The organism is Kordia jejudonensis (assembly GCF_001005315.1).
Lineage (GTDB): Bacteria > Bacteroidota > Bacteroidia > Flavobacteriales > Flavobacteriaceae > Kordia > Kordia jejudonensis.
Genome location: NZ_LBMG01000009.1, coordinates 42,878 through 60,309 on the forward strand (window position 1 = coordinate 42,878; position 17,432 = coordinate 60,309).

The following is a 17,432-nucleotide window of genomic DNA, read 5'->3' on the forward strand; positions in this document are numbered from 1 at the left end:
CTCATTACATTTAAATAATTAATATTCCATTAACTCCTTAATTTTCGCTTTTACTTTTTCCGTAGATGGAATCATCGTTTGCTCCAAGGTACTATTTAATGGAATGGCGGGCATGTTTTCCGAACCGATAATCATAACGGGCGCATCTAAGTATTTGAAACATTTTTCCTGAATCATTCCACACAAAGCTCTTGCAAACGAATTGTTTACAGGCTCTTCCGTAACGACTAAACATTTTCCTGTCTTTTTTACAGACGCAATAATGGTGTCTTCATCTAATGGAAAAAGTGTTCGTAAATCTATGATTTCAATGTGTTCGCGTTGTCCTTCTGAAGCATTCATTGCCCAATGTGTTCCCATTCCGTAGGTAATGACCGTCATGGTTTCTTTTTCCTCTTGCTTCCAAATTTCTTGTAATACGTTTGCTTTTCCAAATGGCAACATATAATCTTCCGATGGCTCAATTGAAGTTGCGCCTTTTGTTCCTGGCACTTTTGACCAATACAATCCTTTGTGTTCTAAAATCACAACCGGATTTGGATCGTGATAAGCAGCTTTCATCAAACCTTTTAAATCAGCTCCGTTACTTGGATACGCGATTTTGATTCCTCTAATATTTGTTAATACAGATTCTACTGAAGATGAATGATATGGGCCACCACTTCCGTATGCACCAATTGGTACACGAAGAATCATAGAAACTGGCCATTTTCCGTTGGATAAGTAACACGAACGACTTACTTCCGTAAATAACTGATTGAGTCCTGGCCAAATATAATCTGCAAACTGAACTTCTACAATTGGCTTCAATCCTACTGCGCTCATTCCTACTGTTGAACCTACAATAAAGGCTTCCTGAATTGGCGTATTGAAAACTCGATCGTCTCCAAATTTTTGCGCTAAGGTTGCCGCTTCACGGAAAACACCGCCTAAACGTCCACCAACATCTTGTCCGTATAATAAACATTCTTTGTGTTCACGCATGAGTTCTTCTACGGCAAATAATGCACAATCGACCATGACGACTTTTTCTTCACGTTCCGGACTTCGCTCGCCTACTTCTGAAGTGACTGGCGTTGGTGCAAAATCATGTGTAAATAAGTCTGCTGGTGTTGGATCTTCTGCTAGTAAGGCTTCTTCAAAATCTGCTTTTACTTGGGCAATTGCGTCGTTTTCTATTTTCTTTACCGCTTCCGCAGAAAAACCATTGTCGAGTAATTGTTGCTTAATTACTGGATATGGATCACGCGAACGTGCTTCCTCCAAATCGTCACGATACCATTCCATTCGCACGCCAGATGTATGATGATTTAGTAATGGCACTTTTGCATGTACTAAGATTGGACGACGTTCTTCACGAATGGTTTTGATTACTTTTTCAAGCGTTTCATAACTTTCAATGAAGTTAGCGCCATCAATAGAAACCGCTTCTAATCCGATGAAACCTTCTGCATATTCTGCGGCATTTTGCGCTCTGGTTTCTGCGGCATTTGCCGAAATGTCCCAACCGTTATCTTGTACTAAGTATAATATTGGCAATTGTTTTAAAGCTGCCATTTGAAACGCTTCTGCAATTTCTCCTTCTGTTACGGAAGCATCTCCTAAAGAACATACCGTGATTGGATTTAAATCACGCGTTTCCTCAAATGGAGAATCTTTAGCTGCTTGGTCTACAATGCCTTGCATTTCTTTGTATTTCATTCCCATAGCGACACCAGTTGCGGGAATGGTTTGCATTCCTGTTGCTGAGGATTGATGTGGAATTTTTGGCTTGTCTGCTACTCGTAAACTTGGATGCGAATAGTAGGTACGTCCACCAGAAAAAGGATCGTCTTTTTTTGCTAAGAGTTGCAACATTAAATCATACGGACGCATTCCGATAGAAAGCAACATCGCATCATCACGGTAATATGGAAACGCATAATCTTGTGGCAACAATTGCATTCCTACGGCACATTGAATCGCTTCATGTCCACGTGAAGTAGCATGTACATATTTGGAAACTTGTTTAAAGTTGTCTTCGTATAATGTTGCCATTGCTTTGGCAGTGCAGAGCAATGAGAATCCTTTTTGTAGTGTTTCTTTGTTCATATTATTCTTTAGTAGTGAGATGTTAGTAGTGAGAATTAAGTGGTTATATTTTTTTGTCATTCCGCACTTGATGCGGAATCCACTTTTTCTCAGTTCTTAATACTTGTATCTCATTTCTTTTTATACTTGTTACTTCTTAATTGATACTAAATCAAGTTCAGCACAGTCGAAGTGACGCTTTGTTATACTCAAGTTTATGTGATACCGAGTCTAGCTCGGCATGACGATTTTTGTTTTAATTTGCCTCAATACTCAATTCTAGCATCTCATATCTCTTTTTCCACGTTAGCGATTGAGGCTTTGTTGGAGCTCTTTTACAAAGTGGATTCCTGCCTACGCAGGAATGACAGTTTGTAAAAAGCGACTGCCGAAATGTAATTCACGAGTTCCTTAATCGAAAATCATAAAGCACACGAGTAAAGCGCGACCCTTGGGTAACGCCCAACTCATGTTAATCTACAACCGAAACCATCCAGTAGTGTTTGTCTTCTAATTTTCCTGCGCGGAGTCCGTTGATCGTGTCCATAACGAGTTGTCCTACAGGACTTTCATCTGACACGTGAATTTCTTCGTCTTTGTGTCCGATAGCTTGAATCATGGCAATTCCAACTGCCGTTCCAGTTCCAAAAGCCTCTTCGAGCGTTCCGTTTGCCGCAGCTTCTTTGATTTCCGAAAGCTTTATGGCACGTTGTTCTACTTCGTAACCATTGTCTTCCAAGATGGTAATGACACTTTTGCGCGTGATTCCGTCCAAAATGGCGCCGTCTAAACTTGGCGTGATGAATTTTCCATTGATTTTAAAGAAGATATTCATCGTTCCTACTTCTTGAATGTATTCAAATTCGTGTGCATCTAACCATAATACTTGGTCGAATCCTTTTGATTTTGCAATTTCTGTTGGACGAATGGCTGCTGCGTAGTTTCCTGCGGCTTTAGCTTCTCCTGTTCCACCTTCAGCGGCACGAATGTATGTTGTTTCTGCGTATAGTTTGATGCGTTTTGTAAAGAATGGTCCTGCTGGCGATGCAATGATGATGAAGTGATAGCTTGTTGCGGCGCGCATTCCGATAAACGGTTCGGTTGCGTACATAAATGGTCGCAAGTATAAGGCGCTTCCCTCTTGTGGTGGAATCCAACCGCGTTCCATGTTTACTATTTTTTTGAGTCCTTCTACGAATAAATCTTCTGGAAATTCTGGCATTCCCATACGACGCGCACTAAAGTTTAAGCGTTTTGCGTTTTCTTCTGGACGAAATAGTAATGGTTCTCCTGCTCCATTTACCGTTGCTTTCATGCCTTCAAAAATGGCTTGTCCATAGTGTAACGCCATTGCTGCGGGATGTGTTGGAATCATTCCAAGTGGCTGAATTTTTGGTGTTTGCCATTTTCCATCTTCATACGAACAAATAAACATATGATCTGTAAAAGTTCGTCCTAACGGAATATTATCAAAATCGAGTTTAGAAACGTTTGATGTGGCTGCTTTTGTGATTTCTATAGTTTGCGTATGTGTCATTTGTTGTATGTTTTTTGGGTCTTGGGTCTTGTCTTGGGTTTTGGGTTTTAGGTTTTAGGTTTTAGGTTTTAAAGAAACCTTTTATATTTAAAATTCAACATTTAGTATATGTTTATTCGTTGATTTGTTTTGTGCTCAGTTTCAAGTTCAAGTTCGAGTTCGAGTCCAATTTCTATATTTTACGGTTTGGATCAAATTCTTCCAGATAATCTCCAACTTTTCTTAGGAATGATCCGCCGAGATAACCGTCGACAACTCTGTGATCAAACGATAATGAGAGATACATCATACTACGAATCGCGATTTCATCTCCTTTTTCCGTTGTGATGACTTCGGGACGTTTTTTGATGATTCCCAACGCAAGAATGGCCACTTCTGGTTGGTTTATAATCGGCGTTCCCATCAAACTTCCAAAAGTTCCTACATTGGATATGGTGAAAGTGCTTCCTTGAATTTCCTCAGGTTTGAGTTTGTTTTCGCGAGACGCATTTGCCAAATGGTTGACTTCTGCTGCCAATCCTTTCAAGTTTTTTTCGTCTGCATTTTTTACCACAGGAACAATAAGATTTCCACTTGGTAATGCGGTTGCCATTCCGATGTTGATATCTTTTCGCTCTATGATTTTCTTTCCATCTTCTGAAACCGAAGCGTTGATGCCTGGAAAATCAATGACTGCTTTTGCCACAGCTTCTACAAATAATGGTGTAAAGGTAAGTCGCTCTCCATATTTTTCTTGAAATGGAATTTTGTTTGCGTTTCGCCAATTCACCATATTTGTCACGTCAATTTCAATGTACGCGGTTACATGCGGCGATGTGTGTTTGGAATACACCATGTGATCGGCAATCATTTTACGCATGCGATCCATTTCGACTATAGTGTCATATCCTTCTACGTATTTGATCGGCGGTGGATTGTAACTGCTTTTGGCAACTTTTGGCTGTGCTAGTGGGCGACTTGCCAATGGATATTGTCTGTTTTTCAAGTAATTGAACACATCGCTTTTACGAATGCGTCCGTCGGCTCCTGTACCTGGAATGCTTTGCACTTCCTCAATGGTCATGTTTTCCTTTTTTGCAATACTTACAATTAACGGAGATAGGAATGCATCTGGGTTTCGAACGTACTCTGATTGCTGAATATTTGCCGTTGAAGTTTTTTCTGTTGGTTCGTTTGAAACTACTTTTTTCACTTCATCATTCACTGTTTCTTGTTCAATATTCGATATTTCAGAAGCATCAATCAATGCAATGATTTCTCCAATAGGAACTACATCATTTGGTTGAAAGCGAATTTCAGTAATTACACCTGTACATGGCGAAGGCACTTCTGAATCTACTTTATCGGTAGCGACTTCTAAAATGGTTTCTTCAATTTCAATGGTATCTCCAACATTCTTCATCCAACTAATAATAGTGGCTTCTGAAATACTTTCTCCCATTTTGGGCATTTTCAATGGTATGATAGGCATGAGCGTATTTTTTTTCTTTTTGTCTAGCTTTAACACAAAACCGAACAAAAATACTGTTTTTCTCACTATTAAAAATAAATACACTACAATAGGTTTTTATTAATAGTGTTTTTTTCTTTATTTTTATTTTTTTATTATATTTTTTTCTTTTACAGAATGCCTGACACGGTTTTTTTATAATTTTTATCCAAATAGTTATGAAGTTAGATCATATTGATTTGAAGATTTTAAAGTTGTTGCAACAGAATAGCAATCGTACAACCAAAAGTTTAGCTGAGGAATTGCAGATGTCGACCACGCCTGTTTTTGAACGGATTAAGAAGCTTGAAAAGGAAGGTTATATTGACAATTATGTAGCATTATTAAACGCTAAAAAGTTAGGCTTGAAGCAAACCGTTTTTATTGGAATTACGCTTCAAGGTCATACGCGCAGTTATTTGGAAAAGTTTGTGAAACAGATTAATGATTTTCCAGAAGTTGTGGAATGTCATCGAGTGACAGGAAATTTTGATTATTTGCTAAAACTTGTGGTGGAAGATGTAGAAGCCTATGAAAAGTTTATTATTACGAAATTGACCTTACTTCCATATTTGGGAAGTGTGCAGAGTTATATTGCCTTGTCGAAAGGAAAACAAACACATGAGTTGAATTTGGAAGGTTTGTAAATTGGTTGCTTGCAACTCGACTGCGCTCGATGTGACGGTTGCTGGTTAAAAGTATTCTTTTCTAATTTAAAATTCAACATGTAGCATTCAACATTTTAACTTCATTATTCATTATTCATTATTTGTTATTCGAAAATACTTTTACATTTAGCATCTATAATTTAGTATGTTTTTTGTCACGAATTCACGAATGATGTTCTATGGCTTTGGGTTTTGGGTCTTGGGTCTTGGTAAATTTTGTTACCATCATTCAAAGTGAAACTTAGACTATTAAACTTATACACTTCCTTAATTGTTTAGTTGTTTTTTTGTGGAGTTGTTTCGTTGGAATTTCTTGATGTTTTTATAATTCTGAATTCAAAATTATGTTTGTGACTAATAAAATAATTTTGGTAGTGGAAGCGAATAATTTTTAGGATTGCGGGAAACCGTAAAACAATATGTGAATTTTAAAATATTTTTGGAACAAACGTTTCATATTGTTTATCATCTCAAATTTAAAAACTTCTACAAGACTTCTTTTTGCACTGCTTTTTCTAGCTGTGGCAAATTGTTTTTCACAAAACAATACGGCTTCAAAACAATTTCTGATTTCGTCAGGTATTGAAGACGGAAATTATAACAAAACTGGCGCCTTTTTAAGAGATATCTTAGATAGTTTGTATACAGATTACGATTTTAAAAATATTGTCAGTAGCGGATCATTGGAAAATGTAAAACTATTAGATGAGCGCTTTTGTGATTTTGCAATTTCACAACGAGATGTTTTTCTAGAAAGTCTATACGACGAAACTAATAGCATTAAAAACATTGAACTTATCCTGCCACTTTTTCAGGAGAATTTACTTTTATATACGAATCAAGATATTTCAAATAGTACCTCTTTTAATGAGTTTTCTAAAAAAGTAACAAGAATTGGCGTTACAGGAAAAAGTAATTATTCGTATAAGATTTTTGAAAAAATTTGCAGACTTACCAATGTGAGTTCGAGCAAGTTTGAAGTTGTAGAAGGGAATTACAACCAACTTACAGAAGCGATAAAAAATGATGAAATAGATTTGATTGTTTCTTTTTCGCTACCAATCGCTTTATTAGAAGTAGAAAAATCTATACAAAAAGCTGGATTTTCAAAACCTGAAGTGACGTTGATTACAAGTAAAGTTACAAATGTTTTTCCTTCTCCTTCAACTAAAGACAAAGTACTTTACACCTTTGGAAGCTGGACATTTTTGATAGGACTCAATACTAGCATTGAAAGTATTAATGAAGAATATACGGTTGGGATTTCTGAAAAACTCATACGTAGTATTTCACAGAGTAAAAATAAAGAAGCGGACAAGATTTTAGAAAGTATTGCATTTTTTAAAAATCAGGAAAATCATAAAATATTGTATGGTATTCCGATGACAGATTCACTTGCGAGTCATGTTGATTATGATGCTTTTAATTATATCTATTTAATATTTACCAGCATTCCCATAGTATTATTGTTGATTGTATTGTTCGTTTTTAGAAAAGAGATTGCGAAGGTAAACTACAGAATCGTTTGGATTCGATATAAAAGTATTTTCATAGGAATTATCACAATAATTGGACTTTATTTTTTGAGTGTAGAAGTTCTATTGATGTCTGAAGAAGCTTTTTATGATGATTTAAGTATTAAAAGTAAAATACTGAATCTTACCAAACAAGATTTACATTTCTGGATTATTATAACCAATCTTACTGGAAACAATAATAATATTTTCCCTCTGTCGTATTTAGGGCAAATAATGCTTCCTTTTTCATCCTATATTTTAATCATTGGACCGTTGATTTTAGCATTCTGGGAATATGTAAATTATAAACTTATTAAAAAAAGAATTAAAGGCGATATGAAATATAATGTCAGTGACCACATTGTAGTTGTTGGTTGGAAAGAAAACACTATTGAGTTTCTAAAAGAGTTAATTGATGCAAGCAAAAATTATAAATATCAAGAAAAGAAAATTATTTGTATCGCAGATAAACCTGAAGATTTAATTGAGCAATCAAAAGAATTAAGAGATCTTGAAGCTAGTAGAAAAATTAGTTTTGTTGCTGGAGATGCTAGAGAGGAAGAAACGTTAAAGAAAGCTTGTCTGCATAAAGCAAATACTGTGGTTATTTTATCCGAAGGTTCTTCATCTGTGCATGATGAAAAAACATTATTAAGATCATTGGCAATTTCAAGATATTGTAGAAAGATGAACCTAGAAAGGCAAGGTACGCAACTGAATCAATCTGAAACTAAGTTTGAGTTGCAAGAAGCTAATAAATATGAAGATTCAATCTATATTATTGCCGAAATAAATAATACTAAATACACCAACGATCTTAAGAATTCTGATGTCAATGAAATTGTAAATAGCAGTGAGTATAGCAAAAATATCCTAATGCAAAGTATGCTGAATCATGGTGTTTCCAAAGTGTTAGACGAAGTACTTACCTATAATTCGGATAATGAGTTTTATACAATTGACCTAACAGAGAAGCGTTTTGAAAATTTGATTGATAAGACTTTTGATGAGTTAATTCCTATTCTGAGAACTAAAGGAATATTACTTATTGCAATCAGAGTTGTATATCAAGATACAAACGGAAACGAAATTATTGATGAAGCACGTTTACAAAAACTGTTGGAAAAAGATCATTTAACGAAACAAATTATTGTAAATCCAACTGATGAAATAGAGAAAAACAGACCTGTAGACAATGACGATCAGCTCATTGTATTCTGTACGAGTGCAAAGGTTTTAGAAAATTATAAATAATACTACTTTTCCATAAAATCACGCAAGGTATCATAAAACGCTTCCTGTGTCGGACGATTTTTTGGAACTTCACGTAAGGGTTCAACTTCACGTAAGGTTTCATGACAATCTTTTGGGAGTTGTTGATAGAGTTGTGTTCCTTTGGTTTTCCAAGCAATCATTTCATCACTGACTTCCTTGATGATTTTTGCAGGATTTCCCACAACCAAACTACGACTTGGAATAATCGTTTTTGCTTTTACAAACGCCATCGCTCCGATGATACTTTCGTCTCCGATTTCGGCATCATCCATAATAACGGTATTCATTCCGACCAAAACATTTTTACCAATATTGGCTCCGTGAATAATCGCTCCATGTCCAATATGTGCGCTTTCTTTCAATACAATCGATTTTCCTGGAAACATATGAACGGTACAGTTTTCCTGTACATTTACGCCATCTTCCAAGATAATTTCGCCCCAATCGCCACGAATTGCCGCGCCGGGTCCGATGTAACAATCTTTTCCAATAATTACATTTCCTGTCACAGCCGCTAACGGATGCACAAAACTGCTTTCGTGTACGACTGGTATGTGTCCTTTGAATTCGTAGATCATATTTATTTCCCGTGAAAGCGGGAATCTTTTTTAATTAGTATTGAGATTTTAGTATTGAGTATTGAGATATCATAATGTAAAGAAAAGGATTTCACATCGAGTGCAGAATGACTAATTAATATTGAGCAGTAAGAAACTTAATTCTCACTTCTCAATTCTAATATCTAGTTAAGCAAACCGTTTTAAGGTTTCTTTCGTAAACTCACTCAACACCAAACGCCCTGAAATTGCAGCACGTTCTGCCAATAAATTGTCCCAATCTTCTGTGCCTTTCCAAAATGCTTTTTTCATTTCTGCCATCGCTTCTGGATTGTAGGTGCATAAATGATTAGCAAATGCCGTCACCGCTTCGTCTAGTTCTTCGTTGGTTTCGTAGACTTTCATATATAAGCCTTTGCTTCTCGCCCATTCGGCATCGTAGAAACTGTTTGCATCGATGGCAATTTGCGACATGCCGCTTAAACCTAGTTTACGCTCTACGGCTGGTCCAACTACAAACGGTCCGATTCCCACATTCAATTCACTTAGTTTGATAGAAGCAAATTTGGAAGCCATGCAATAATCTACTGCAGACGCCAATCCGACACCACCGCCAACGGTTTTTCCCTGTACTCGTCCGATGATAAATTTTGGACATTTCCGCATGGCGTTGATCACATTGGCAAATCCTGAAAAGAAGATTCTTCCCGTTTCTGCATCGTTGATATTGATCAATTCTTTGAAACTTGCACCTGCGCAAAATGTTCTATCACGTCCACTTTTTAGAACAATCACTTTGATTTCGTCATTTGTTCCTGCATCTGTAATAATTTGGGCTAGTTTGGCTAATATATCTCCTGGCAACGAGTTGTGTGCTGGATGAAAAAATTCGATGGTAGCTACACCGTTTTGTATGTCTTGTTTTACGTATGGATCACTCATGGTTAAATGTAAAATTATAAATTGCTATCAGTTCGAGTGGCGAATCTGTGATTCGTTGTATCGAGAACTACTTTTGAAATTCTTAGTATTTCTCGATACATTTTTTATTTCCGCTTCGCTCCATAAAAAACACTCGAAATGATGTTATTATTTTTCTCTCTACTCAATTCTAATATGTCAATACTATCGAAAATCTGGGAATCTTGGTTTTTAGTTTACTTTATTTATTAAATCCTCCCAATTGGGATTTTCCTTTTCAATCAGTTCAACTTTCCAATCACGATTCCATTTTTTCATTCGTTTCTCTCTTAAAAGTGCTTCTTCTTTATTTTTGTGATTTTCAAAATACACTAACCTATTCAGATTGTATCTTGCCGAAAACGTAGTTGGATGCACTTTGTTTTTATGTTGCCTAATTCTTCTCTTTAAATCTTTTGTAATTCCAATATACAATACACCTTTTGGCTTGTTTGTGATGATGTATACTGAATATGTTTCCAATTTTGTGAGAATGTTTTTTTATTATTTACTACTTTAAGTAGTTTTTCGTTTCTTTCTAGACTCCCGATTTCTCGGGAATACTTTTCCTAATTTAATATTTTCTTGACGTTGTTAGACTCCCGATTTCTCGGGAGCTTTGAACAATTCGGCTATAATAAGCCGAATTGTTCAAAATGATGGTTAAAATGCTTCATATTCATCAAACTCCATTCAAATTTATCTAAATGTCCGAAGACTGCATTTTTAGTGGTTGCTTCTGGATGTTCTTTAAAGTACAATTCAAAGACATCGTAAGCTTCCAATAATTTGGTTTTGGCTTCCGCCAGATTTTCGTAACGTGATTCCGCTATTAGCTTTTCTAATAGTTTTGGCGCGTCGTAGTTTCTTGGCATTTTATCGTGCGTATATAAACTGTCTTGCACTTTTTCTAGATACTTTTCTGGAGTTTCAATTTCAAAATCTTGGATTTCCCCAGAAGCTACGCGCAACGTATATTCCAAATGTTCTACCATTTGTTGTGGCGTCATGCTTCCCCAAAGAGGTGTTGTATCTTCTGTAAGTTTACTTAAACAGTTTTGAATACTGGTTTTATTGATGGTTGCAAACGGATTTTTCTTTTGAACCATTGTTAAAATTGTCGCAATCGCCACCAATTCATCTTCTTGATCAAATACCTCAACAAACCATTTTACGATGCCGCTTGGTAATTCTTTTCCTCTTGAATCACGATCTACTTTTTCTTTACACGTCAAGCGTACATACACTGTATCATTGTGATATATTGGACGTAAGAAACGACATTCTTCTAATCCATAATTTGCCGCGACTGGACCTTTGTTTGGATAGACAAATAATCCTGCTGCCGCAGAAATGATAAAGTAACCGTGCGCTGTTCGTTTTTCAAAAATACTTCCGTCAAGCGAAGTGATATCGGTATGTGCGTAAAAATGATCCCACGTTAAGTTTCCAAAATTAATGATATCGGTATCTGTAATGGTACGTTTGTGTGTTTTTAACGACATTCCTGCTTCGATATCTTCCCAATGATAGGCAAATGGATGTTTTGGCGTTTCTTTGTATTCGGCATTTGCTTGATAGATTCCCGTAACTTCTGTGAGCGTTGTTGGAGAACCTTGAATGGCACAACGTTGCATGTAATGTTTGATGCCTCGCATTCCACCCATTTCTTCGCCTCCACCAGCACGTCCTGGACCTCCGTGCACCAATAATGGTAATGGTGAACCGTGACCTGTACTTTGTTTTGCCATATCGCGATTTCCAACTAAGATACGTCCGTGATGTGATGCTGCTCCAACTACATATTCTTTGGCTTTTGTATCGTCATTTGTGAAGATGGAAGATACTAAAGATCCTTTTCCCATTTGCGCCAATTCAATAGCTTCGTCCATATTTTTGTAAGGCATGATCGTACTTACAGGACCAAATGCTTCAATTTCGTGAACGTTAGTATTTTTGAACGGATTGTTTTCTCTAAGTAAGATTGGACTCAGAAATGATCCTTTTTCGCCATCTGCGCCAACTGCTTCGATTGAGTCTAAGCTTCCGTACACCATTTCGGCAGTTTGTGCCAATTTGGAAACTTGATCTTTTACCGTTTGTACTTGTGTTTTGTTGATTAAAGCGCCCATACGAACTTCCTTCAGTCTTGGATCTCCAATCGTGACTTTACTTAGTTGTTTTCCAAGTGCGATTTGCACATCTTCTACTAAGTTTTCTGGAACGATTATTCTTCGGATTGCGGTACATTTTTGACCTGTTTTTACGGTCATTTCTTTTCGAACTTCTTTGACGAATAAATCAAATTCTGGCGTTCCTGGCACAGCATCTTCTCCTAAGACTGAACAGTTTAGGGAATCCGCCTCCATGGTGAAAGGCACTGCTTCTTGTGTGAGTCTTGGATGAGCTTTTAGGATACGTCCAGTGTGTGCAGAACCTGTAAAGGTTACTACATCTTGTGATTCAACCGTATCTAAGATCGATTTTGTCATTCCACTTAGTAATTGCAATGCTCCTTCTGGTAAGATTCCAGAATCGACAATGACTCTTACAACTGCTTCTGTGAGATATGCGGTTTGTGGTGCTGGCAATACGACTGCTGCCATTCCTGCCATCCAGTTGACAGCACACTTTTCTAACATTCCCCACACAGGGAAGTTGAACGCGTTGATATGTACAGCTACTCCACGTTTTGGCACCAGAATATGATGCGCCATGAATCGTCCACCTCGCGAAAGATCGATTGGATCGCCTTCTACATGAAAGGGTTGATTTGGAAAGAGTTTACGAAGTGAAGCATTTGCGAATAGGTTTCCGAATCCGCCTTCAATGTCTATCCAGCTGTCAATACGCGTTGCACCTGTTTTGTAACTGATGTCGTAGAATTGTTCTTTTCGTTTGTTGAGATATAAAGCTAGTTTTTTGAGCATGTTTCCGCGCTCTTGAAAGGTCATTTTTCGAAGTTTTTCGCCTCCTTTGGTTCTTCCGTATTGCAATGCTGCTGGAATATCGAGTCCTTCCGTAGTTGCAAATCCGATGGTTTCTCCTGTTACGGCATCAAACATGGGCGAACCGTCTCCAGTTCCTTGTGTCCATTGTCCGTTTATGTAGCTTTGTAGTATCATTTTTGGTTGTTCGTTGTTTGTTCTTTGTTTTTCGTCAATTTGTCGATTTGTTTGGGTTTTGGGTCTTAACTCTTGGGTTTTGGGTTTTGGGTTTTGGGTTTTGGGTTTTGGGTTTTGGGTTTTGGGTTTTGGGTTTTAAAAATATCTTTTTTTACATTTTCAATTCAATAATTTGTTACAAATTGCTCTTTAAAATTTCTCAATACTCATAACTCAATACTAATACCTTGAAATTTTTTGAGTTTTCTATTTTTGTTTAGATTCTTGATTTCTCAGGAGTCTTGGCGTTAGCGATTGAGGTTTTGTTGAAGCTCCTCGCAGAGAACGACTACCGAAAGCGCGACCCTTGGGTAACGCCCAAATTTATTTGTTAATTGTTTGTATTTTCAATGATCGCCGCATAGCCTTGTCCGACACCAATACACATGGTAATGAGTGCGTAACGCTTGCCCGTTTCCTGCAATTGTAACGCCGCAGAATAGGCAATACGCGCTCCCGTAACGCCGAGTGGATGACCGATAGCAATGGCACCTCCATTTGGATTGATTCTTTCGTCATCGTCTGCCAATCCCCATTCGCGAATACAGGCTAAACTTTGTGCCGCAAAGGCTTCGTTGAGCTCGATAATGTCCATATCATCCATGGTTAATCCTGCTTTTTCGAGCGCTTTGTTGGACGCATTTACAGGACCAATTCCCATGATACGCGGTTCTACACCGACAACTGCCGAACTTACGATGCGCGCCATTGGTTTGAGATTGTATTTTTTGACAGCCGCTTCGGAAGCTATTATGGTAGCCGCCGCGCCGTCATTTAGACCTGATGCGTTTCCTGCTGTGACACTTCCACCTTCTTTTTTGAATGCTGCTCTTAGTTTGGCTAAGATTTCTGGCGTTGTCGTTGGTTTTATGAATTCATCTTGATTGAAGATGATTGGATCTTTTTTACGTTGTGGAATTTCGACCGCTACGATTTCTTTGGCTAAACGTCCAGAGTTTTGTGCTGCTGTTGCTTTCATTTGACTTCTGTAGGCAAATGCATCTTGATCTTCGCGAGAGATGTTGTATTTTTCTACTAGATTTTCTGCAGTAACGCCCATTCCGTCTGTTCCATATGCCGCGTGCATTTTTGGGTTGATGAATCGCCATCCGAAACTGGTATCATACATTTTTGCATCCGTACCGAAAGCACTTGATGGTTTTGCAATAGCGTACGGTCCGCGTGTCATGTTTTCAACTCCGCCAGCAATGAATAGATCGCCGTCGCCAGCCTTGATAGCACGATTGGCGTGAATGATGGCTGATAATCCTGAACTACAGAGTCTGTTGACCGTTTCGCCAGGTACCGTGTATGGTAACCCTGCCAATAATGACGACATGCGTGCTACGTTACGATTGTCTTCTCCTGCTTGATTGGCGCAACCAATGATGACATCGTCATACGCATCTTTTGGAATGTTTGGATTTCGTTCCGTAACTTCTTTGATAACTATAGCGCCTAAATCGTCAACACGTGTAGTAGCTAATGATCCTTTGAATTTTCCTATGGGAGTTCGAACTCCGTCTATGATGTATGCTTCCATTTTGAAATGTAAAATTTTAAATGCTAAATTTTAAATGCGAAAGTTGATATTACTTCAATTCAAAATTTTTGCTACTTATTGCTTGTTCAATTTAAAATGTAAAATTCTAAAGTGTTTGTTTTGATTATCAAACTGGATTTAGAACTTACTTATTATTATTTATATTTTATTTGACGTTTTTATACTTGTTGTAAAGATAGCCACTAATTCGCTACATTCTTTTTGATTTTTTTTGAACTCAGTCGTGTCGTTTACTAGGTTTGCTTCTACCAAAATCTGCATATTTACTTGAGATTCTCGCAATTCTTTTAGACATATTTTCATTTTATGAATGAAATCTCTCTTTGATTCAGCCGATTGAGCTTCTCCATAGTTTAACGCTGCTGATGTAGACGAACGAATCAATTGTTTTAGTAAGTGCTCAGATGCAAATTCTTTTTTTAAAGCAGAAGCATTGACGATAATATTTGCTGAAAATTTCACCAAACGTTTTTGTAAGTCGTATTGTTTCTTTTTTCCCACTTTATAATTTAAAATTTTACATTTAGCATTTATTCTATTCTTCCCAGTCTTTTTGCGTTCGGTATACAACTCCTTTGAATAGTGCAATGAGCTCGTCGCCACGTTTGACTTCTATGATGTTGAAACCAAGTTTGTTTTTTACTTTTTCGATGACAGATTCCGCCACAATGAAATCACCTTCTTCTAATGCTTCTATATGATTGATAGATGTTTCTATAGAAACTGCATATTTCCCATGTGTATTTGCCGCAAAACCGAAAGCTGTGTCTGCTAAAGAATAGCTGATGCCACCATGTGCTTTCCCCATACTGTTGAGCATGTCTTTTTTGACCGTGAGTCCTACTTTACATCTTCCTATTTCACATTCTAATATCTCGATTCCTAGCCATGTACTGAATGGATCTTGACTGAGCATTTTGGTTGGTATGTCTTTACCTTTTATGGGCATTAGTTTTTAGTGATTAGGGATTTGGCATTAGGAATTAGTTTCTTACTTAGGTACATTAGCTCTTGAGATTAGGAATTAGTGTTTTTTCTTTCTAGTATTCTTCTTCTTAGTGACGACATCATTTTAGTAAGTTCGGTTAATAATTTTCTATTTTCTTCATCTTCTTCAAAATTAATATAGTTTCTTCTTCTTGCTTTTGTACTACAATTTACACATTCGTTTGCACTATAGATAGCATGATTCAAATGTTTTACAAATTGCGCATCAGAACTTGGATAACCTTCAGCTATATTTAACGCTACAGAATCAGCTGCTCTTCTAAATTGTGATGATAAAGCATATAATTCATGATTTGGAAATTTTTTAACCATTTTATTTACTAACTCTCCAAAATCCATCGCTTTTTGATAAATCTTTAAGTCTTCAAACTTAAAATTGTATTTACTTACTTGACTCATCCCTACTTTTCTAATACCTAATCCCTAGTTGAAAAATTTAGTTCCAACTCTATTCATCTTCCGAAGCAACGGCGAACAACGATAACGATCTTCATGATATTCGTCGTATAAATCATCTAGGGTTTTCACGCACCAATCGATTCCTTTTTCATCTGCCCAAGCGAGTAATCCTTTTGGATAGTTGACACCTTTGGTCATGGCATTGTCGATGTCTTCTGCGGAAGCGATGTTTAAGAATAATGCATCGGCTGCTTCGTTGATGAGCATGGCAAGGACGCGGTTGAATATTTGTCGCGATAATTCAACATCTTGAGGCGTCTCGACTGCGCTCGAAGTGACATTTGAGTTCTCAATCTTTTTTCCGTTTTCATCATAGTCATAATACCCTTTTCCTGTTTTTCTTCCGAGATATCCTGCTTCTGATAAACGTTTTTGCGTAAATGATGGTTTGTATCTTGCATCGAAATAGAATGCTGTAAACACCGTTTCTGTTACGGTATAGTTTACATCGTTTCCGATGAAATCCATGAGTTCAAATGGTCCCATTCGGAATCCACCAAGCATTTTTAAGGCTTTATCTATCGTCGCAAAATCTGCCAAACCTTCTTCATAGATTCGTAATGATTCTCCATAGAAAGGTCGCGCGACACGGTTAACAATAAATCCTGGTGTGTCTTTTGCGACAGCGACTACTTTTTTCCAATCGGCAATGGTTTGTGTTGCTTTCTCCAATACTTCTTGTGAGGTTTGAATGGCAGGAATGACCTCAACTAGTTTCATTAATGGTGCTGGATTAAAAAAGTGAATTCCGATACAACGTTCAGGTTTTTGCAATGATGAAGCGATAGAAGCAATGGATAAAGAAGAAGTGTTTGAAGCAATAATCGCATCATCAGAAAGATAGGTTTCAAGTTCTGAAAATACTTTTTGTTTGATGTCTAAATTTTCAACAATTGCTTCGATGGTTAAATCGGAATCTCCTAAATCTTTTAGTGTATCTACATAAGAAATATTCCCTTGAATGCGTTCTTTTTCAGTTTCGTCAATACGTCCTTTTTGGATGAGACGGTTTAATATTTTTTCTAAAGCGGCTTTGCTTTTATCCAAAGCAACTTGTTTTGTATCGTATAGTTTTACAATGCATCCAACGGTAGCTGCCACTTGTGCAATTCCGCTTCCCATTGTTCCTGAGCCAATAATTCCAACTTTTTTGATCATCAATTT

14 protein-coding genes are annotated in these 17,432 nt (G+C 37.1%); 2 read left to right on the forward strand and 12 right to left on the reverse strand.

All coding sequences use genetic code 11. The features are described 5' to 3' along the window. Positions 1 to 18: 18 nt before the first annotated feature. The 3 genes from AA089_RS06630 to AA089_RS06640 all read right to left on the reverse strand — a co-directional run bounded on the left by AA089_RS06630 (position 19) and on the right by AA089_RS06640 (position 5,078). A complete protein-coding gene (locus tag AA089_RS06630) occupies positions 19 to 2,091 on the reverse strand; it encodes an alpha-ketoacid dehydrogenase subunit alpha/beta (protein WP_046756147.1) in 2,073 nt (690 codons plus the stop codon). 451 nt (positions 2,092 to 2,542) lie between these two features. Then, entirely contained in the window at positions 2,543 to 3,607 is a 1,065-nt protein-coding gene (locus tag AA089_RS06635; protein ID WP_046756148.1) for a branched-chain amino acid aminotransferase, read from the reverse strand. A 172-nt stretch (positions 3,608 to 3,779) separates the two neighbouring features. Next, the gene (locus AA089_RS06640) at positions 3,780 to 5,078 is read right to left on the reverse strand and encodes a dihydrolipoamide acetyltransferase family protein (RefSeq protein WP_046756243.1); all 1,299 of its coding nucleotides are present in this window, start codon (positions 5,076 to 5,078) and stop codon (positions 3,780 to 3,782) included. Between the two features lie 197 nt (positions 5,079 to 5,275). Between AA089_RS06640 and AA089_RS06645 the strand changes: the two genes are divergently transcribed. Both AA089_RS06645 and AA089_RS06650 read left to right on the forward strand, forming a co-directional pair. Next, positions 5,276 to 5,743, forward strand: a complete 468-nt coding sequence (locus tag AA089_RS06645; protein ID WP_046756149.1) for an Lrp/AsnC family transcriptional regulator — start codon at positions 5,276 to 5,278, stop codon at positions 5,741 to 5,743. 542 nt (positions 5,744 to 6,285) lie between these two features. Continuing rightward, positions 6,286 to 8,535 (forward strand): TrkA-related ion transporter, encoded by a 2,250-nt coding sequence (locus AA089_RS06650; protein ID WP_156168928.1) that lies wholly within the window; start codon positions 6,286 to 6,288, stop codon positions 8,533 to 8,535. A gap of 2 nt (positions 8,536 to 8,537) precedes the next feature. Here the strand turns inward: AA089_RS06650 and AA089_RS06655 are convergent, their stop codons facing one another. The 9 genes from AA089_RS06655 to AA089_RS06695 all read right to left on the reverse strand — a co-directional run bounded on the left by AA089_RS06655 (position 8,538) and on the right by AA089_RS06695 (position 17,426). Then, the gene (locus tag AA089_RS06655; RefSeq protein WP_046756151.1) at positions 8,538 to 9,134 is read right to left on the reverse strand and encodes an acyltransferase; all 597 of its coding nucleotides are present in this window, start codon (positions 9,132 to 9,134) and stop codon (positions 8,538 to 8,540) included. A gap of 168 nt (positions 9,135 to 9,302) precedes the next feature. Beyond that, a complete protein-coding gene (locus tag AA089_RS06660; RefSeq protein ID WP_046756152.1) occupies positions 9,303 to 10,055 on the reverse strand; it encodes an enoyl-CoA hydratase/isomerase family protein in 753 nt (250 codons plus the stop codon). 210 nt (positions 10,056 to 10,265) lie between these two features. Further along, entirely contained in the window at positions 10,266 to 10,556 is a 291-nt protein-coding gene (locus tag AA089_RS06665; protein ID WP_046756153.1) for a GIY-YIG nuclease family protein, read from the reverse strand. A 149-nt stretch (positions 10,557 to 10,705) separates the two neighbouring features. After that, the gene (paaZ, locus tag AA089_RS06670; RefSeq protein WP_046756154.1) at positions 10,706 to 13,198 is read right to left on the reverse strand and encodes a phenylacetic acid degradation bifunctional protein PaaZ; all 2,493 of its coding nucleotides are present in this window, start codon (positions 13,196 to 13,198) and stop codon (positions 10,706 to 10,708) included. A gap of 370 nt (positions 13,199 to 13,568) precedes the next feature. Further along, positions 13,569 to 14,780, reverse strand: coding sequence for a 3-oxoadipyl-CoA thiolase (pcaF, locus tag AA089_RS06675; protein ID WP_046756155.1), 1,212 nt, complete (start codon positions 14,778 to 14,780; stop codon positions 13,569 to 13,571). A gap of 159 nt (positions 14,781 to 14,939) precedes the next feature. Beyond that, positions 14,940 to 15,302 (reverse strand): four helix bundle protein, encoded by a 363-nt coding sequence (locus tag AA089_RS06680; protein WP_046756156.1) that lies wholly within the window; start codon positions 15,300 to 15,302, stop codon positions 14,940 to 14,942. 34 nt (positions 15,303 to 15,336) lie between these two features. Next, positions 15,337 to 15,750: a PaaI family thioesterase gene (locus AA089_RS06685; protein ID WP_173427051.1), complete on the reverse strand. Its 414-nt coding sequence runs from the start codon at positions 15,748 to 15,750 to the stop codon at positions 15,337 to 15,339. Between the two features lie 68 nt (positions 15,751 to 15,818). Continuing rightward, positions 15,819 to 16,208: a four helix bundle protein gene (locus AA089_RS06690; RefSeq protein ID WP_046756157.1), complete on the reverse strand. Its 390-nt coding sequence runs from the start codon at positions 16,206 to 16,208 to the stop codon at positions 15,819 to 15,821. A gap of 24 nt (positions 16,209 to 16,232) precedes the next feature. Continuing rightward, entirely contained in the window at positions 16,233 to 17,426 is a 1,194-nt protein-coding gene (locus AA089_RS06695; protein ID WP_046756158.1) for a 3-hydroxyacyl-CoA dehydrogenase NAD-binding domain-containing protein, read from the reverse strand. Positions 17,427 to 17,432: the final 6 nt, after the last annotated feature.